This is a genomic window from Acetobacter sacchari (assembly GCF_017377715.1).
Classification (GTDB): domain Bacteria; phylum Pseudomonadota; class Alphaproteobacteria; order Acetobacterales; family Acetobacteraceae; genus Acetobacter; species Acetobacter sacchari.
Map to the genome: position 1 here is coordinate 1 of NZ_JAFVMF010000021.1, position 15949 is coordinate 15949.

11 protein-coding genes and 1 tRNA gene are annotated in these 15949 nt (G+C 59.0%); 7 read left to right on the forward strand and 5 right to left on the reverse strand.

Annotation, left to right across the window (positions count from 1 at the left end):
• On the forward strand, positions 1–1694 hold a 1694-nt coding region (locus tag J2D73_RS16270), incomplete at its 5' end, for a Hint domain-containing protein (RefSeq protein ID WP_207882989.1).
• Positions 1695–2161: 467 nt separating this feature from the next.
• Here the strand turns inward: J2D73_RS16270 and J2D73_RS16275 are convergent.
• From J2D73_RS16275 to J2D73_RS16290, 4 genes are all read right to left on the reverse strand, one after another.
• Positions 2162–3118, reverse strand: coding sequence for a biotin/lipoyl-binding protein (locus J2D73_RS16275; RefSeq protein ID WP_207882990.1), 957 nt, complete (start codon positions 3116–3118; stop codon positions 2162–2164).
• Positions 3119–3246: 128 nt separating this feature from the next.
• Positions 3247–3447, reverse strand: a complete 201-nt coding sequence (locus J2D73_RS16280) for a DUF1656 domain-containing protein (RefSeq protein WP_207883057.1) — start codon at positions 3445–3447, stop codon at positions 3247–3249.
• Positions 3447–5537, reverse strand: coding sequence for an FUSC family protein (locus tag J2D73_RS16285; protein ID WP_341535113.1), 2091 nt, complete (start codon positions 5535–5537; stop codon positions 3447–3449). The genes J2D73_RS16280 and J2D73_RS16285 overlap by 1 nt, the downstream gene beginning before the upstream one ends.
• 148 nt (positions 5538–5685) lie before the next feature.
• Positions 5686–6858 (reverse strand): GNAT family N-acetyltransferase, encoded by a 1173-nt coding sequence (locus J2D73_RS16290; RefSeq protein WP_207882992.1) that lies wholly within the window; start codon positions 6856–6858, stop codon positions 5686–5688.
• Between the two features lie 135 nt (positions 6859–6993).
• On the opposite strand from J2D73_RS16290, the gene J2D73_RS16295 reads away from it, so the two are divergent.
• Positions 6994–7815: an SDR family NAD(P)-dependent oxidoreductase gene (locus tag J2D73_RS16295; RefSeq protein WP_207882996.1), complete on the forward strand. Its 822-nt coding sequence runs from the start codon at positions 6994–6996 to the stop codon at positions 7813–7815.
• Between the two features lie 150 nt (positions 7816–7965).
• Positions 7966–8952, forward strand: a complete 987-nt coding sequence (locus J2D73_RS16300) for a glucokinase (RefSeq protein ID WP_086643667.1) — start codon at positions 7966–7968, stop codon at positions 8950–8952.
• A gap of 304 nt (positions 8953–9256) precedes the next feature.
• On the opposite strand, the gene J2D73_RS16305 is transcribed toward J2D73_RS16300, so the two are convergent.
• Positions 9257–9330: transfer RNA gene (locus J2D73_RS16305), tRNA-Cys, on the reverse strand.
• Between the two features lie 164 nt (positions 9331–9494).
• Here J2D73_RS16305 and J2D73_RS16310 point away from each other — a divergent pair.
• The 4 genes from J2D73_RS16310 to J2D73_RS16325 all read left to right on the forward strand — a co-directional run bounded on the left by J2D73_RS16310 (position 9495) and on the right by J2D73_RS16325 (position 15706).
• Positions 9495–10238: a protein-L-isoaspartate O-methyltransferase family protein gene (locus J2D73_RS16310; protein WP_341535114.1), complete on the forward strand. Its 744-nt coding sequence runs from the start codon at positions 9495–9497 to the stop codon at positions 10236–10238.
• A gap of 176 nt (positions 10239–10414) precedes the next feature.
• The gene (locus J2D73_RS16315; protein ID WP_207883000.1) at positions 10415–11854 is read left to right on the forward strand and encodes a TolC family outer membrane protein; all 1440 of its coding nucleotides are present in this window, start codon (positions 10415–10417) and stop codon (positions 11852–11854) included.
• A gap of 37 nt (positions 11855–11891) precedes the next feature.
• Positions 11892–12863, forward strand: coding sequence for a DUF2497 domain-containing protein (locus J2D73_RS20900; protein WP_243430031.1), 972 nt, complete (start codon positions 11892–11894; stop codon positions 12861–12863).
• Between the two features lie 149 nt (positions 12864–13012).
• Entirely contained in the window at positions 13013–15706 is a 2694-nt protein-coding gene (locus J2D73_RS16325; RefSeq protein ID WP_207883003.1) for a valine--tRNA ligase, read from the forward strand.
• Positions 15707–15949: the final 243 nt, after the last annotated feature.

The window sequence follows — 15949 nt, forward strand, 5'->3', positions numbered from 1 at the left end:
GCGTCCACATCCAGAGCTTGAATCACATCAGACCGATTTTCCAAACAGGCTCTGACGATGTCGTCTTTAATTTGACAGAGAATGTTACTATATCAGAAGAAGTGGCGAGTTTTAGTAATTATATTCAAGCTAAAACAGTAACGGTTTCTGGTTCATACAATTTAACGCTCGACGTTTATTACGTAGTGTCGAGTTCTGGTGGAACCTCCTTTTACTCTGGTGGGTATTACTATATTGGCACGATGGATATCGGGTCAGGGAGTTCTGTGACAATAGGGTCTGCTTTAGCGGCAACCTCCGTTGCGAATATCAATGTAATTTCTGGTTCGGGGACCCTCAATCTGCAGTATACCGCGACGCTTAATAGCTACGATATCGGATCCAGCGTAGTCATACATGTAGATGATACGGCTAATGTATTGAATGTGCCTAGTCCAGTCACCAACAAAATAACCAATTTTAATGAGAATACAGTTCTCAAATTTATATCGGCCCCGACAGGCGGTTCGGTTGAATGGACTGAAAATTCAGATGGATCATACACTCTGGCGGAGAATAACGACGGCGTCATCACCACTCTGGCAACTGATATTGTCTTTGCGACTGGTGTTTCCCCTTCAGATATAGTGTGGGATGCGGATGACGCGCAGACCACATGTTTCCTTACTGACTCACAAATAAGCACGCCATCAGGATATCGGCCCATTCAGCATATTGCCGTCAACGATGATGTCATAGTTTATTCGAATGGGATGCAGAAAGCCGTCAGCGTAAAATGGATCGGAACAGGTCGCGTAAGGGTCAACGGGAGTCTTCCCGATGATCGGGCCGGATACCCTGTTCGTATTCTTGAGAATGCGATTTCTGAGGGGGTTCCGTTCAAGGACATGCTGGTCACAGCGGAGCATTGCCTGTTCTTTGACGGTAAGTTCGTTCCGGCCCGCATGTTGGTGAATGGTGGTTCGATTTTCTACGACACAACGATCACTTCCTACGACTATTACCACATCGAAACCGAAACGCATTCCGTTATCATGGCGGACGGCATGCTCACCGAAAGCTATCTGGACACAGGTAATCGCCGTTCCTTCACTCAGTTGGGAAATGTCGTTTCCATCAGCGGCCGCCGTAATCTGACCTGGGACGATGCGGCAGCGCCCCTTACGGTATGTCGTGAGTTCGTCGAGCCGCTTTTTCGTCAGATTGAAGCCCGTGCGGTCGAAGGTGCCCGCCTGCGTCGGACGAAGCCCGGGTCTTTGACATGCGAGCATGGTCTGCATCTGATCACGGATTCGGGCGTCACCCTCCATCCGCTCCGTGAAATTAACGAACAGGTCATGTTCATGATCCCGGCGGGTGTTGAGAGCGTCCGTGTCGTTTCGAATTCGAGCCGCCCCAGTGATGTCATCGGTCCCTTCGTTGACGACCGTCGCACCCTCGGTGTTCTGGTCGGTGGTATCACGCTCAGCGAAGGCAAAAAGACCACGGCGCTGACATCTTATCTGGAGGATGTCGATCTGGCGGGCTGGAGTAGCGTAGAAAATAGCACGACGCGCTGGACCGGGGGTAATGCTCTTCTGCCGCTGGGATCACGTCCGGCTGATGGCCTCGCTCTCATGACCATTCAGATACATGCAGCAGGACCTTACCTTTTGCGAGAGAGCCCACTTGACACGAACGCTCTGCAAGCTTGATCCTTCAGTCTCTTGTAAATTGCCTGAGTGCCAAGCGTAAGACTCATTTTTTTAAGATGGAAGATGAGGCTTGCGGAGACATGAGCCGCTCGTATGAAAATATGAGCGCGCGTCTGCTATATCTGGCGGCAACATGCCGCTAGTCTGTCAGTTTTGCCAACATGATGTCGATACGGTTGCCGTGTTTGTATTTTCGTCTTTCACAATAAGAGATTTTTACGATAAATTTCCGATTTTTGGTGAGGGATTCGTCCCGTAGTCGTCTGGTGCGCGTGCGGCAGTCATGAAAATTTTTATCTCAGAACGCCTTTTGTATGGCGAGCTGTTTGAGGAAAAATTCGTGCGTAAGTTGAAGATATGTCACGCGGAATTCGAAATAAGATATAAGATATAAGATATAAGATATGCTATTATATCAATGTATTTCGTATCGCTCGCAAACGCGAGCTTGGCCGCCATTTCCGGAATCAACGCCGGGAGCCGGAGCCAATGCCGAATACATCGTCGTGGAGGCGATCAAATACGTCCTGAATTGTGTCGTGGGCTCGCTGTCCCTTGCTGTCGACGATTGTTACGGTGGCAGTCATGCCGGCGGCAAGTGTGACGTTGACAGGTATGCTGTCTATCCGAATTCGCACAGGGATGCGTTGGGCCAGACGGACCCAGGTGTAAACCGGGTCAACGCTCGGTAGCCCCTGCGCGCCCGCTCCAGCATTCGTGGTTGCGATACCGCGGGTGATGCTCACCACATGCCCCCGGAGAGGCGGAAGGTATCCCATAAGATCAATGCGCACTTTATCGTTGATATTTACCGAACTGATCTTGGTTTCCTCGAAATAACCGTCAACCCAGTAAGACGATGAATCAATGACGGTGACGTTGGGGACGCCCGCTGTTGCGAAATCGCCGACACGCATGATCAGGTTATTCACGGTGCCGGTGACGGTGCTGCGGACATGCGTGCGGTCGAGGTTGATCTTCGCTTGAGACAGGCTTGCCAGGGCTTCGGCGTATTGCGCGCGGGCTACTTGTGCGGTCGCTTCGTATACTTGCTTCTCCTCGCGGGATGCAGCTGCGTCCGTAAGGTGCGTGCGCCGTTCATGCTGGGCTGTTTTCAGAACCATGTCGGCTTGTCGCTGTTCCGACACCGCCGTAGCGGTGGCGACCGCCACCTGGAAGTCGAATGGGTCAATGTCGTAGAGTACGTCTCCGGCATGAACGACCTGATTGTCTTTGACATAAACAGCGACGATCTGTCCGGAGACGCGGGGGGCGATATTGGCGACCTGCGCGCGCACCTGACCATTCCGTGTCCATGGCGCTGCAGTGTAATAGTCCCAGAGAACGAACGCCGTTACCATCGCAATGCCCAGAATTATCATTGTGGTGGTAACTTTGATCGCAAGCCGCGCCCTGTCAAACATGTCATTAAATTCCTGATGATATACAAAAAATACTGACGATGGGTCTGTACGAAGATTGACGGGTCATAGGCATTGTATTTTTCACCGTGACAGTTGCTCTGGATCGGCGCGCTATTGTGGCCAAGGGGTCACAGGGCAAGGGAATAAACCCCGGTCAGAATGATCAACAGACCGAACTCCGTCAGAGGGATATTCCATACGAATCGCTCCAGTCGAGTTTTCGCGATCAGTGGGCGAAGAGCGAGCATCGTCATCACGGCGAGCCCGACGTGAAGGAGAAATGACGATACAAGGAGACCGTCCATATCCAGAACCGATGGAATTTCCATCACGCGGCGTTCCGGGATTTCGGTAGTATTTTATAAAGATTTATGGCGGATCGGTTTCGTTGCAGAAGCATGATCGATCCTGTCATGCCGGACACCGCCCCGACGACTGTGGTCATTTCTCCACCGGATAGTTCGCTCGATCGGGCGAGAAGCTGTTCTGCGGATGCCCGCATGAAAGAAATTCCTTCGTCACAGTCGCGTATTTCAGTAGCACGCATCGCTGCGTCGCATTCTGCGCCTATCGTGGCGATCGTCGCGGCCCGCCCAAGATGGCGTCGTGCGCGCGCCAGAGCCGCGGCGAGGTCCTCGAGTTCCGCCATTCTGGAAAGAACGCGCACCTGCGAAAGGGATTTCGGGAGATAGCTGTTCCACAGAAGAATATGCGCCAACCGATCGTAATTCCTGCTGATCAACACGGAGCCTGCTTGCCTGTCATTTCCGAGGCACTGCGAGCGCAGCGTAAAGCCGATGGCCATAGCAACGCGAAATCTCCGTGAGCGCGCAGACGGAGGCATCAGCAGCGTCAAGGCCACGAAAATCAGCAACGCCGCAAGGATATAGAACACGTTTCTGTTTACGAAATCTGCTGGATTGAATTCCTGCCTGTTGCTGACGCCAAGCATGACGAAGAAAAAGACGCCGGCGTTCAGGCCGATCGCCGATGTCTTTGGCTGAAGGAGCAACAGGCAGCCGCCAAAGACGACGGGCGCCGCTGCGAGTGCAAGAAACGTCATTTCAGACCCGCGCGTAAGCACGAAGAAATTCAGAAACGCCGCAACTGCGACAGCCATGGGCGTGCCGATCAGCGCTCCCATTCCGAAGGCGCGGACGTTGTAAGTGGTGGCTGCGAGCATGATGATGATCGACGCCTGGGACAGAGCTGCGACGCTACCCGGTATGCCGGAAAGAATGCACAACCAGGCGGAAAGACTGAAGCCGATGAGCAGACGCAGGCCGTTTAGCAGGGCCATGATGACGTCCTGGTGTCCGGCGATCGGAAAGTCAGGGGCTGGATTCTGCGTCGCAGAGCCGTCGCGGACCGTGCAGAGTCCGTCTTCGGCCCATCGCCAGAAGGACAGAAGCGCCATCGAGCATTCCGCAAACCATGCGTCTTCTATTGTCAGTTCCTCCGCCACTCCTTCCGACGATCTTCGCGGACGCTCCAGCAACCCTTCCAGAGCTTTCATCGCAGCAGGCGGGGAGTCCGGGCAGGACGTGCTTTCGAATAGTGCCCGAACATCCATGATCATGGATTTGGAAACGCGGCCCTCTTCAAGAGCATAGCCAATGGCGCGGCTGCGGCTCAGCATTTCCATCAACGACACCATGGCTGACCGGGCGCCTGCCAACCGTGTGCGGCCGTCCCCGATCTCCGTGCGGGCGTAGGAAACCTGTGTGGTAAGCGCCATGATGCGGCCTGCCAACTCGGCGCACGTGACGGCGTCGGGTATGGAGCGTCCGAGGACTGCATTCCGTGCGATCATCTGCGCTTCACGCGCTGTAGCCTCCAACCCCGACACCAGCTTGTTCCATGCTGTAGGCGCACCGATCACGTCATTGACGGCGGCGGTCGCCGCGATGCCGATCAGGATCGCGGATACGCGGTTGACCGTCACTGCGAACGCGTCTTGCGGTGAATCTATGCAGCCGATGGCGATCAGGGCGACGGTATAACCCGCCAGCATCGCGGCGTAGGCCCGGAAATCTCGCTCCAGAGTGCCGACGATGCAACACAGGCCTAGCCAAAGGCCTGTGCAGCCCAGTAACACGGCGCGATCCTGACTGAAGCACGAGGTCAGAAACAAGGCGACAAAGGCCCCGATCAACGTGCCGAGCAATCGGTAAAGCGCTTTGGAGAGAGTCTGCCCTCGTAACGGTTGGGCGAGGATCATCACCGTGACCGCCGCCGTGGCTGGTGAAGATATCTGGAACCACAGCGCTGCGGCGAGCGCGAGCGATACGGAGAGCCACGTACGCAGGCAGAACGCGAATGCACCCGGCGGGAACAGTCCATGCAAAAAGTCCGGGACCCAGAAAAAATCTTTCAGGGCGCGAATGCGCCTGCCCGTTGTTTCCTCAACAGCGCTCACTGCATGCCTGCCTTCAGCCCGTAGCGCGGATGGTCATCCGCAGCCCTTTTTGTATCGGGCCCTTCGGGCGTCAGGCCAAATGACAAAACAAGGCTTGGCCTGCGCCGGGCTGGATCAAGCTATTCGCCCGACGCAGCGCGAATAGAAATCAGGCGGTAAGGTCGCGAGTGTAGACGCGGTGACGCTTGGAAGGCTCGGGGGCGATGCGCTCTATCAGGCGGCGCATAGGCTGGTTCGTCTCCAGAACCCAGCCCAACTCGATCCGGCGATATGGAAGAGTTCGGCCCCGTTTCATCAACTCGGCAATCACGAGGCCAGGCAGCAGGGAACCCAGGGCCGTGCCGACTACGGCGCGATTGACGCCAAGGAGGATGACGCGCGCAGAGTGGAATTCGTGACGCAGCAGGCGTTTACCCAGGCGCGCCCAACCGAAAGGCGACGGCGCGCCGCCGAGATCCCCTGCGATGTCGAAGACATTGGGGATCACCAGAGCAACCGCCATCGGTTCTCCTGCACGCTCGACCAGCACGAATAACTCGTCGCGAAGGATCGGCTTGATCTGGTGGATCATGGTTTTCATTTCCGTATCTGCATACGGAATGAAGCCCCACGTATCGCGCCATGTGTCGTTGTACAGCTGGAGCAGGATATCGCCGTCACGTGAAATTTCGCGGCGGTTGAGCTGGCGCACCGAAAGATCGCCCAGCCGCCCTTCGCCTACACGAAGCCCGCGCGGCACGATATGCGCCTCTTCGGCTTCGGGGCCAACCTGCATGTCATAAGACAGAACGTCCATCGCCTTGGTCATGCCAGAGGCTTCGACTGCCGCGCCCAGCTCTTTCGGATGCCAGGGCATCATGATCATCGGGGGCGCCGTCTGCCCTTCGATCATAAGGCCGTATTCTCCGTTACTGTTCAGAGTCCAGGGGCCAAGCATCCGTGTTCGGCCCTGTGCGCGCAGCCAGTCCGCCGCCGCGTCGAGCAAGGGTGGGACGATCTCGGGACTCGCCGCATCCAGCGCGCCGAAAAAACCTGTGTCTGTTGACAGGCCTGTCGCCGCCGATGTCTGGCCGATCAGATCGTCGATCTGCGCGGAAATGCGACCGACGGGTTTCCCGTCGCGTAGCGCCAGAAAATACTGGGCTTTGCCATGCGAGAAAAAAGCCGACCGCTTCGGGTCGAGCAGATCGCGCTGTTCCATGTCCAGTGGCGGCGTGTACCCCGACATGCCTGCATAGATTTGGCGTGGCAGTCGCACGAACGCGGACAACGCGCGAAATCCGGAAACTGGACTAATGACAAGGCGCGCCGGCTGGGTCATGACATCTCCCTCTAAGCGCGTAGCGCCCCTTACGCGAAAGGCCCCTCCGGGGGGCGGGACGCTGATCGCATGGAAACGCCTGCAAACGAAATAAGCCGAGACGTAACCTTGTGTAACAAAATCTTGCCGAGGGTCATGCGCCGTATCGTCCGTACGCTCGCCAGAGCGGGATTTTACACGCATCGACCTTCTTTCCGGGCGATCCTTATCACCGGCGCTTCAAGCGGCATAGGCGCAGCATTGGCTCGCTTTTACGCTGCGCCCCATCGCACCCTTATGCTTTGGGGGCGCGACGAAGCGCGACTTGGCGAAGTCGCTGAGGCATGTCGGGCGGGCGGCGCGACGGTTTTGACGCGGTCCGTGGACCTGGCGGACGGCGTGGCGGCGCTGGACGCATTTCGTGAAGACGACGCAGCGACGCCGTTCGATCTGGTGGCGCTCTCGGCCGGGTTGGGAGACATGAAAAGAGCCTCCGATCAGGTCGAGCGCGCCGAATCCGTGTTCAAGCTGGGTGTGGTGAACTATGCGACGCCTGCCGCCCTTACCATGGCGGCGGCCGAGCGTATGAAGGAGCGTGGCGGCGGATCAATCGGTCTGATCGGTTCGGCCGGCGCGTTTCACGATGTGCCCTTTGCCGCCGGATATGGCGGATCGAAGGCCGGGTTGGCTCGATTCGCCAGTTCGGCCCGGATTGCTCTCGCGCCGTTTGGTGTCCAGATCACGTTGATTGCGCCGGGATTCGTCGACACGGCCATGAGTCGCAAACTCGTGGGGCCGCGTCCTTTTTTGGTGTCGGCGGACGATGCCGCGCGACGTATTGCGAAGGCGCTGGCCGTTGGCCGAGCGGAACTTGTCTTCCCGTGGCCGTTCCGTCTGTTGCGTCGCATCGACCAGATCACGCCGCGCCCCATCGGGGATGCGCTCATGCGGCGCTTGAAAGCGGATCAAAAGGCGTAGGCGGCTTCGCCGCCACATCCCGCCAACCGTGTGGAAAACTGCGCGTTAGAACTCCAAAACCTGAGGAGAACCCGGGTAGCGCACAGGTAAGGCGCGCAGGCCGTGACGTTCGGATGGCAGCCGAAAAATCTGGAAGTTAGGGGACTGGACGTGAGCGAAATTGTAACCGCAGACATTGGAGGAACCAACGCCCGCTTCGCCGTGGCCACGATTGCGGACGGCGCAGTGCTGGAACTCTCGGAACCGGTGACGCTTCCCGTGCGTGATCACGACAGTCTCGGCTCGGCCTGGCGCGCCTTCCAGGAGCGTCATGGGCGCCCATTGCCCAAACAGGCGGCGCTGGCTCTCGCCTGTCCGGTGCAGGGCGAAGTCCTGACAATGGCGAACAGCCCATGGGTCATCACCCGCGCGACATTGCCTGACGAATTGGGCGTCGAAGAACCATTGCTGGTGAATGATTTTGAGGCTGTGGCCCATGCGGTCGCCAGTCTCGACGCCTCGTGCCTCCCTCATCTGAGCGGGCCGGATCGGCCGCTGCCAAGTGAGGGCACGGTCGTAGCGATCGGACCTGGAACCGGGCTTGGAACCGCGTCGATCATCCGCCGGGACGGGCGCGTCCTCGTGTGCGGCGCGGAGGGCGGGCATATCGGTTTCGCGCCCTTCGACGCGTTCGAGGACAGGCTTCTCGACAAGCTCAGGGCCGTTCATGGGCGAGTTTCCGCCGAGCGAGTCATCTCCGGGCCAGGTATCATCCCGATCTGCGCCAGTCTGGCGGAAGAGCGGGGGGATTCGTTGCATGGGCTCGACGATCGACAGATCTGGACGCTCGCTCTCGAAGGTCACGACCGACTCGCGGTCGAGGGCATGACCCGATTTTGCCGTGCGTTGGGCGCCTTTGCTGGCGACATGGCCCTGGCGCATTGCGCGAGCGGCGTGGTCATCGCGGGTGGGTTGGGCAAACGCCTTATGAATGTCTTGCCATCGTCCGACTTCGCCGAGCGATTCGTGGCGAAGGGAAGATTCGAAACGATGTTGCGGCGTATCCCGGTTCGCATGATTCGTTACCCGGAACCGGGGCTGTTCGGCGCAGCCTCCGCACTGGCCCGTCGTTTGGACGAGGCGGCGCAGGCGACCTGAGGGTGTTCTGGTGGCACGACCGCCGGCGCAGCCGTTTCTGGGCGGGTAGTCCGCGTCGATACGGAAGCCTCGTCGTCTTGTCCCATTAGCGGCGGTGGTTCGCGCTCTGCAGCGCGCCAGCCTTTCTGCGGTATTTTCAAGCTTGAGTTGTAGCTGGGGCGCCAGCGTAACAGGTCAGGGCTCCGGCGAAAGCCGATCACAGGGCTGCGCCTAGTCGTGCAGTCCGCCATGAAAATGACCAGGGAACTGCGCCCTACGGACGGGTAATCGCGCTGCCATCCATAATTTCGGGAAACGCCCATTGTGGAGGTCCGGGCGGGAATCGAACCCACATTCGCGGATTTGCAGTCCGCTGCATCACCATTCTGCCACCGGACCCCGTATGGGGTTGCGCTATATCCACCAGCGAGGCATCGCTGGTCAAGCCGGTCTGTGAAGTCATCATGGTTCGCGGGGTCGTTGCGCCGTGCGGACGGTCGATCGGCAGTGCTGTTATTGAGGTTCTGGGGCGCAAAATGAGTGAGAGCGAAGGACAAACGATTGTGGCCGCGCGCAACGCCGGGACGAGCGCCCCGCACATCGATTTCGATGCGGCGCGCTCGCTGATGGTGGACGATCAGGTGCGGCCGATCGAGGTGGACGATCCGCGCATACTGTCGGCGATGCGCACTCTGCCACGCGAACGGTGCGCGCCGGAAGCAGAACGTCAGTTCGCCTACGCCGACCGTACGCTGCCCCTGACGGATGGACGTTATCTGCTTCAGCCCATGATCGCCGCGCGCCTGACGCAGGCGGCGGGAATTGTGAACGAAGAGCGTATTCTGGTCGTCGCCGCAGGGACGGGTTATCTGGCGGCGCTTGCATCGCATCTGGGCGGGCGTGTCATTGCCGTCGAATCCGATCCCGATTTGCGTGCGGTTGGCGAGGCGTTCACGGGCGATGTCGCGTCGGGCGTCGTGTGGCGGCATGGACCACTCGAGTCCGGGGCGGCGGCAGATGCGCCGTTCGACCTCATCCTCATCGATGGCGGTGTTCAGGAAATTCCGGATTTCTGCGCGGCGCAACTGGCGCCCGAGGGGCGTGTAGTCGGGTTGCTGTCGCGTGACGGCGTCGCCTCGTCAGCGTTCGTCGCGGAGCTGGATCGCTCGGCGGCCAAGGGGAACGCCGCGAAAGGCGGGCAGCCGATTGTTTCGCAAGGCGAAAGCGCATGGGCGATTCGCCTTCAGTTCGACGCTCCGGCGCCGCTCTTGCAGGAGTTGCTCCCTAAGCCGGTCTTCTCATTCTGAGACGGGCCGAAGCGTCCGGACTTCCGGCTTTTCGTGCGGATGCGTTTTTTCAGATTGTCGGGCGACGGCAAGACGCTGTTAAGTTCATGAGTGGAGTATCAAAATATAACGTGGCATAAGCGTCTTGGCTCGACGCCGCGTGCGGGACAGGGCGAGTGGCGGAGACGAGAACGGCGATGAAGCATTCCTGTGGCGTAGGGTTGGGATTGGCTGCACTATTGTACAGCTCCACCGCTCTGGCCCAGAAATACGACGGCAGCGGGGCGCCAAGCTTTATTCCGCACACCCTGCAGGAAGCGTTGTCGGCGGCGTATTTGACCAACCCGACGCTTCAGCAGGAACGTGCGACGCTGCGTGCGACCGACGAGACTGTGCCTACAGCGCTTGCTGGCTGGCGTCCGAAAATTCAGGGAACGTTCGCACCGAGTTATTATAAGGGATATAATAATTATCGAGGAAATACGGACGTCCCTGGCTCCGGGTATTTCCGCAGCTATAGCACTGGGGGCTATCAGGCTCAGGTCTCGATTCAGCAGCCCATATACAGTGGCGGCAAGACGACCGCGTCGACGCATGAGGCTGTCAATCAGGTGATGGCGGAGCGCGCCAAGCTGATCTCGACCGAGCAACAGGTGTTTATGGACGTCGTCAACGCCTATGTCGGCGTCATTGAAGACGAGCAATTATTACAGCTGAATATCAACAACGAACGCGTTCTTGAGCAGCAGTTACGCGCGACCAACGAACGCTTCCACGTTGGCGAAATTACACGCACCGATGTGGCTCAGGCAGAGGCTGCGTTCGCCAGTGCGAAGGCGACGCGCCAGCAGGCGGAAGGCACCCTGCAGACGGCTCAGGCGACCTATATGCAGATCGTCGGCATGGCCCCCCCGCCGAATCTTGAGCCGCCTCAGCCGCTCGTGCTGCCCGTCAAGTCGGAAGCCGAGGCCGTTGCGCTCGCGATCAAAAATAATCCGGACGTCGTGAACGCGTTATTTACCGAATCAGCGCAAAAAGATGCTGTCGGCGTCGCTATGGCGGCGATCATGCCCACCGTTTCTGTGGAGGGCGCGTATATGAAATCGAAGAATCAGGAGCTGAACAACCAGATCAACGAAAACAAATATGCGCTTCTGAACGTCAACGTGCCCATTTATCAGGGCGGTTCGGAGTACGCGGCGATCCGGCAGGCGCGCCAGCAGGCTTTGGCGGCAAGACGTGCAGTCGACGTGCAACGACGGACTGCGGCTCAGGCCGCTGCGTCAAACTGGCAGAAGCTGGTTTCTTATAAGGCGGCTATCGAAAGCAACCGTATGGCCATCAAGGCCGGTCTGGTTGCGCTGGACGGAGTCGAGCGTCAGGCGATTGTTGGAACCAGCACCACCCTTGAGGTGTTACAGCAGCAGGGGACCTTGCTGCAGGCTCAGGTGGCGCTGGTGCAGAGTCTCAGCAATATGGTGACGGCGTCTTACAACGTGGCTTCGTCGATCGGGCGTCTTACCGCGTCCGATCTGCATCTGAATGTCCCGTTGTATGATGAAAAAGCGTATTATAATGCGGTAAAAGATCGACTTTGGGGAATTAGTGACTACGCGGTTAACCAGCCGGGCCGTTAGTCTGGGTATTTCGAGCGGGCTGCCAGGGGACGTCTAGATGACAGATGAGCATGACAGCCACGCCGAGAGCGGTTCGATAGAGACTGTCCTGTCGTCTATCCGTCGTATTCTTCAGGATGGCCGGGATGACGCCGCTTCTCCCGAGGCGAATGTCGGCCATGCGGCGTATGATGACGACGAAGATGATGAAGACAGTGTTCTCGTCTTGGACTCTTCCATGATCGCGGAAGACGATGGCGGCGAGCTCTCGGCTCATGATGCGCAGCAGGTGGCTGACTCTTCGGAGCATGAGCATGGGCTTGGTGCGGAAAAATCCACGACGGACGCGACAGAGGCGAAGGGTGTTGACCCAGCAGAGGCAGGCGAAGGACATGTGACGTCGGACGTCGTGACCCCCCTTGCTGAGACGCCAGCGGGCGAATTTGTCGAGTCGCCTACGGAACAACCGGTCGCGGCAACCCCTTCGGCCACCAAGAGCGTTAGCACTGAATCTGACGCTTCTGCGTCGGAGGGTGAAGGTAAAATTTCGTCAAAAGACGAGACGGTAAGCGAAGTTGTCGCTGAAGACCTATCTTCGGCGGTCGTTTCGCCGCATGAAGAAAAGGCTGCGGCGACACAACCAGAGCGGCCGCAGGTAATCCAATCTGGGGGGATAATGAGCGAAGAGAAAAATACGTCGACCGACGGGCAGAGCTTCGCGCAGGGGTATGGAGCCGCCGGGGCCGCTCCCGAGAGCGACGCGCCTGCGCCTGTCTCCATCGCGCTGGACAAGCAGACAGTCGGCGCGACGGAACATTCATTCGGCGCGTTGCAGCAGATGCTGCGCCGTAAACAGTCCAACGAACACAGGGAGAGACGAGTGGCTATTACGCGTGGTGGAAACCTGACCATTGAAGACATCGTTCGCGATGAAGTCCGCGCCTTCCTCAAGGAATGGCTTGACAATCACCTTTCCAGCATCGTGCAGCAGGCCGTGCAGAAAGAGATCGAACGCCTCAGCGATCGGTAAACGGTTTGGCTCTGGACTGAATAGGGAACAGGCAATCGGCGACGATTGCCTGTTTCTCATTTTGGGCTCCTGTGCCAGATAGGGCGATCATCCTGACGATTATGTGGCGGCCCCGCTGATCGTCGCGCGCTCTCTTCTGGTTATGGACGATGCTCGACAAGACGTTTCAGGCGACAGACACCGAAGCCCGTCTCTATGCGGCGTGGGAGAAGGACGGGGCGTTCGCGGCCGACCCGCAAAGCCCAGCCTCTCCTTTCACGGTTATGATCCCGCCGCCGAACGTCACCGGCGTACTGCATATGGGGCATGCCCTGACCATGACGGTTCAGGACATCCTGATCCGTTGGCGGCGTATGCAGGGGCGGGACGCGTTGTGGCAGCCGGGCACTGACCATGCGGGCATTGCGACCCAACTGGTGGTCGAACGGCAACTCTCCCTTGAGCAGCAGACGCGTCAGGCGCTGGGACGCGACGCGTTCATCGAGCGGGTCTGGAAGTGGAAAGCTGAGTCCGGCGACGGCATTACGAAGCAATTGCGTCGCCTCGGCGCATCGCTCGACTGGTCGCGCGAACGATTTACGATGGACGAGGGCCTTTCCCGCGCTGTGCGCGAGGTGTTCGTTACGCTCCATCGGCAAAAGCTGATCTATCGCGATCGCCGACTGGTCAACTGGGATCCGCATTTTCGTACCGCGATTTCCGATCTGGAAGTCGAAAGCAAGGAAGTACGCGGCAACCTCTGGTACATCCGTTACCCGGTCGACGGCGCTTCTGATCTGTCGATAACCGTTGCGACCACGCGTCCGGAGACGATGCTGGGCGACGTCGCTGTCGCTGTCCACCCGGAAGACGAGCGTTATGCGGCCCTGATTGGGCGTTCCGTGATCCTGCCTCTGACGGGGCGACGTATCCCTGTCGTCGCTGATGAATATTCCAACCCGGAAAAAGGTACGGGCGCAGTCAAGATAACGCCAGCGCATGACTTCAACGATTTTGAGGTCGGCAAACGTCACGACCTGCCTCTGATTGTCGTTCTGGATGCCGGCGCGAATATTACGCTGGAGGACATCGAGTCCGACCTGCGGATTGAGCCCGGCCTTGCCGACCCCGAGTTTGTACGTGGCTTGCAGGGCCTGCAACGGGACGATGCGCGTCGCGTCATCGTAGAAGAGCTGGAGCGCCTGGGTCTTCTGGAGAAAATCGAGCCGCATACGCATCAGGTTCCGCATGCGGAGCGCGGCGGCGCCGTGGTCGAGCCGCGCCTGACGACGCAGTGGTACTGCGATGCGGCGACGCTGGCCGGACCGGCGATCGAAGCGGTCGAGAGCGGACGCGTAACCTTCGTGCCGCGTCAGTGGGAGAACACGTTCTTTTCCTGGATGCGCAACATCCAGCCGTGGTGCATTTCCCGCCAATTGTGGTGGGGACATCGAATCCCGGCGTGGTACGGTCCTGATGGTGAGGTGTTTGTCGCGCATGACGAAGCAGGCGCCGCAACGCTCGCCGCCGCGCATTATGGCGAGACCGTCGCGCTGACTCAGGACGAGGACGTTCTCGACACGTGGTTCTCGTCCGGCCTCTGGCCGTTCTCGACGCTCGGCTGGCCGGATAAGACGCCCGAACTGGCGCGTTACTATCCGACCGACGTGCTGGTCACGGGCTTCGACATCATCTTCTTCTGGGTCGCCCGGATGATGATGATGGGCCTGCACTTCATGGACGACGTGCCGTTCCACACTGTCTTCATTCACGGCCTCGTTCGCGACGAGCGCGGCCAGAAAATGTCGAAAAGCAAGGGCAACGGCATCGATCCTCTGGAACTGCTCGACACTTACGGAGCCGACGCGGTTCGATTCACGATCTGCGCCCTTACCGGCGTCGGGCGGGATCTGAAATTCGGTCCGAAGCGGGTTGAGGATAACCGAGCTTTCATCACGAAGCTCTGGAACGCCGCGCGATTCTGCGAGATGAACGGCGTCAAGGCGGCTCCCGGCTTCGATCCGGCGAAGGTCGTCAGCCCGCTGGGTCGCTGGATTCTGCATGAAGCGTCCAAAGCCGTGCAGGAAGCGACGGCGGCTCTGGAGGCGTATCGCTTCGACGATTACGCAGGCGCCTGCTACCGCTTTGTGTGGAACCGGTTCTGCGACTGGTATCTGGAGTTCACCAAGCCGGCCTTCACCGGGGAAGCGGGACCAGAAGCGGAAGAGCTGCGCGCCGTCACCGCGCACGTGCTCGATGTGGTGTTGCGCCTGTTGCAGCCGGTCATGCCATTCGTGACCGACACGTTGTGGAGCGAATTCGGGTTCGGTCCTTCGGGTGGATTGATTGGCGCCGCGTGGCCGGAACAGATTCCGGTGACGGACGCTGCTGGAGCGGCGGCAGAACTTGACTGGGTGATCCGCTTCATTTCCGAAATTCGCACTGTGCGATCGGAGATGAACGTGCCGCCGTCGCGCCTGTCGCCGGTTCTGCTTCAGGGAGCCACTCAGGAGAGCGTCGACTGTGCGACGCGCTGGCGTGAGGCGATCGGGCGTATGGCTCGCGTTTCGGAGATCGAGGCGTTGCAGGGCGACCCGCCGCGTGGGTCCGCCCAGACCGTGCTTGGGGATGCGACGCTGGTCCTTCCGCTAGCTGATCTGATCGATCTGGACGTGGAGCGCGCGCGCCTGACGAAAGAACTGGACAAGGCGCGCGGCGAAATCGAGAAAACCGAGCGCAAGCTGGGCAACGCCGATTTCATCGCTCGCGGCAAGCCAGAGGTCGTCGAGGAAACCCGGGAGCGTCTGGTGGCGCAGCAGGGCGAGCGGGATCGGTTGCAGGTCGCACTGGGGCGCCTCGCCTGAAGAACTCCGAGGCTGAAAGGCGTACTGTTTTTCCGGGGATATCGGCGGCATAGCAACGCGTGAGCATGGCTCCCGTCTTGCGTCGCTTCAGGTCTCCGGAAAACTGCCTTGGCGGGTCTGAAATCTTGGGTGGTTCTTTCGAATGAAAGCGAGAATCGATCGGTCCTGCGTTCACCCTGACTACGCAGCGCGTCTTCTGCCGAAATACAGGGCTCATGGACGCCAGTATTCTGGACCCGAATA

What these genes read in the sequence shown, in the direction of transcription:
- J2D73_RS16275 (WP_207882990.1), bottom strand. Translation starts at nt 3,118, where the DNA reads ATGTTTGACAGGGCGCGGCTTGCGATCAAAGTTACCACCACAATGATA.
- J2D73_RS16280 (WP_207883057.1), bottom strand. Translation starts at nt 3,447, where the DNA reads ATGGAAATTCCATCGGTTCTGGATATGGACGGTCTCCTTGTATCGTCA.
- J2D73_RS16290 (WP_207882992.1), bottom strand. Translation starts at nt 6,858, where the DNA reads ATGACCCAGCCGGCGCGCCTTGTCATTAGTCCAGTTTCCGGATTTCGC.
- J2D73_RS16295 (WP_207882996.1), top strand. Translation starts at nt 6,994, where the DNA reads ATGCGCCGTATCGTCCGTACGCTCGCCAGAGCGGGATTTTACACGCAT.
- J2D73_RS16315 (WP_207883000.1), top strand. Translation starts at nt 10,415, where the DNA reads ATGAAGCATTCCTGTGGCGTAGGGTTGGGATTGGCTGCACTATTGTAC.
- J2D73_RS20900 (WP_243430031.1), top strand. Translation starts at nt 11,892, where the DNA reads ATGACAGATGAGCATGACAGCCACGCCGAGAGCGGTTCGATAGAGACT.
- J2D73_RS16325 (WP_207883003.1), top strand. Translation starts at nt 13,013, where the DNA reads ATGCTCGACAAGACGTTTCAGGCGACAGACACCGAAGCCCGTCTCTAT.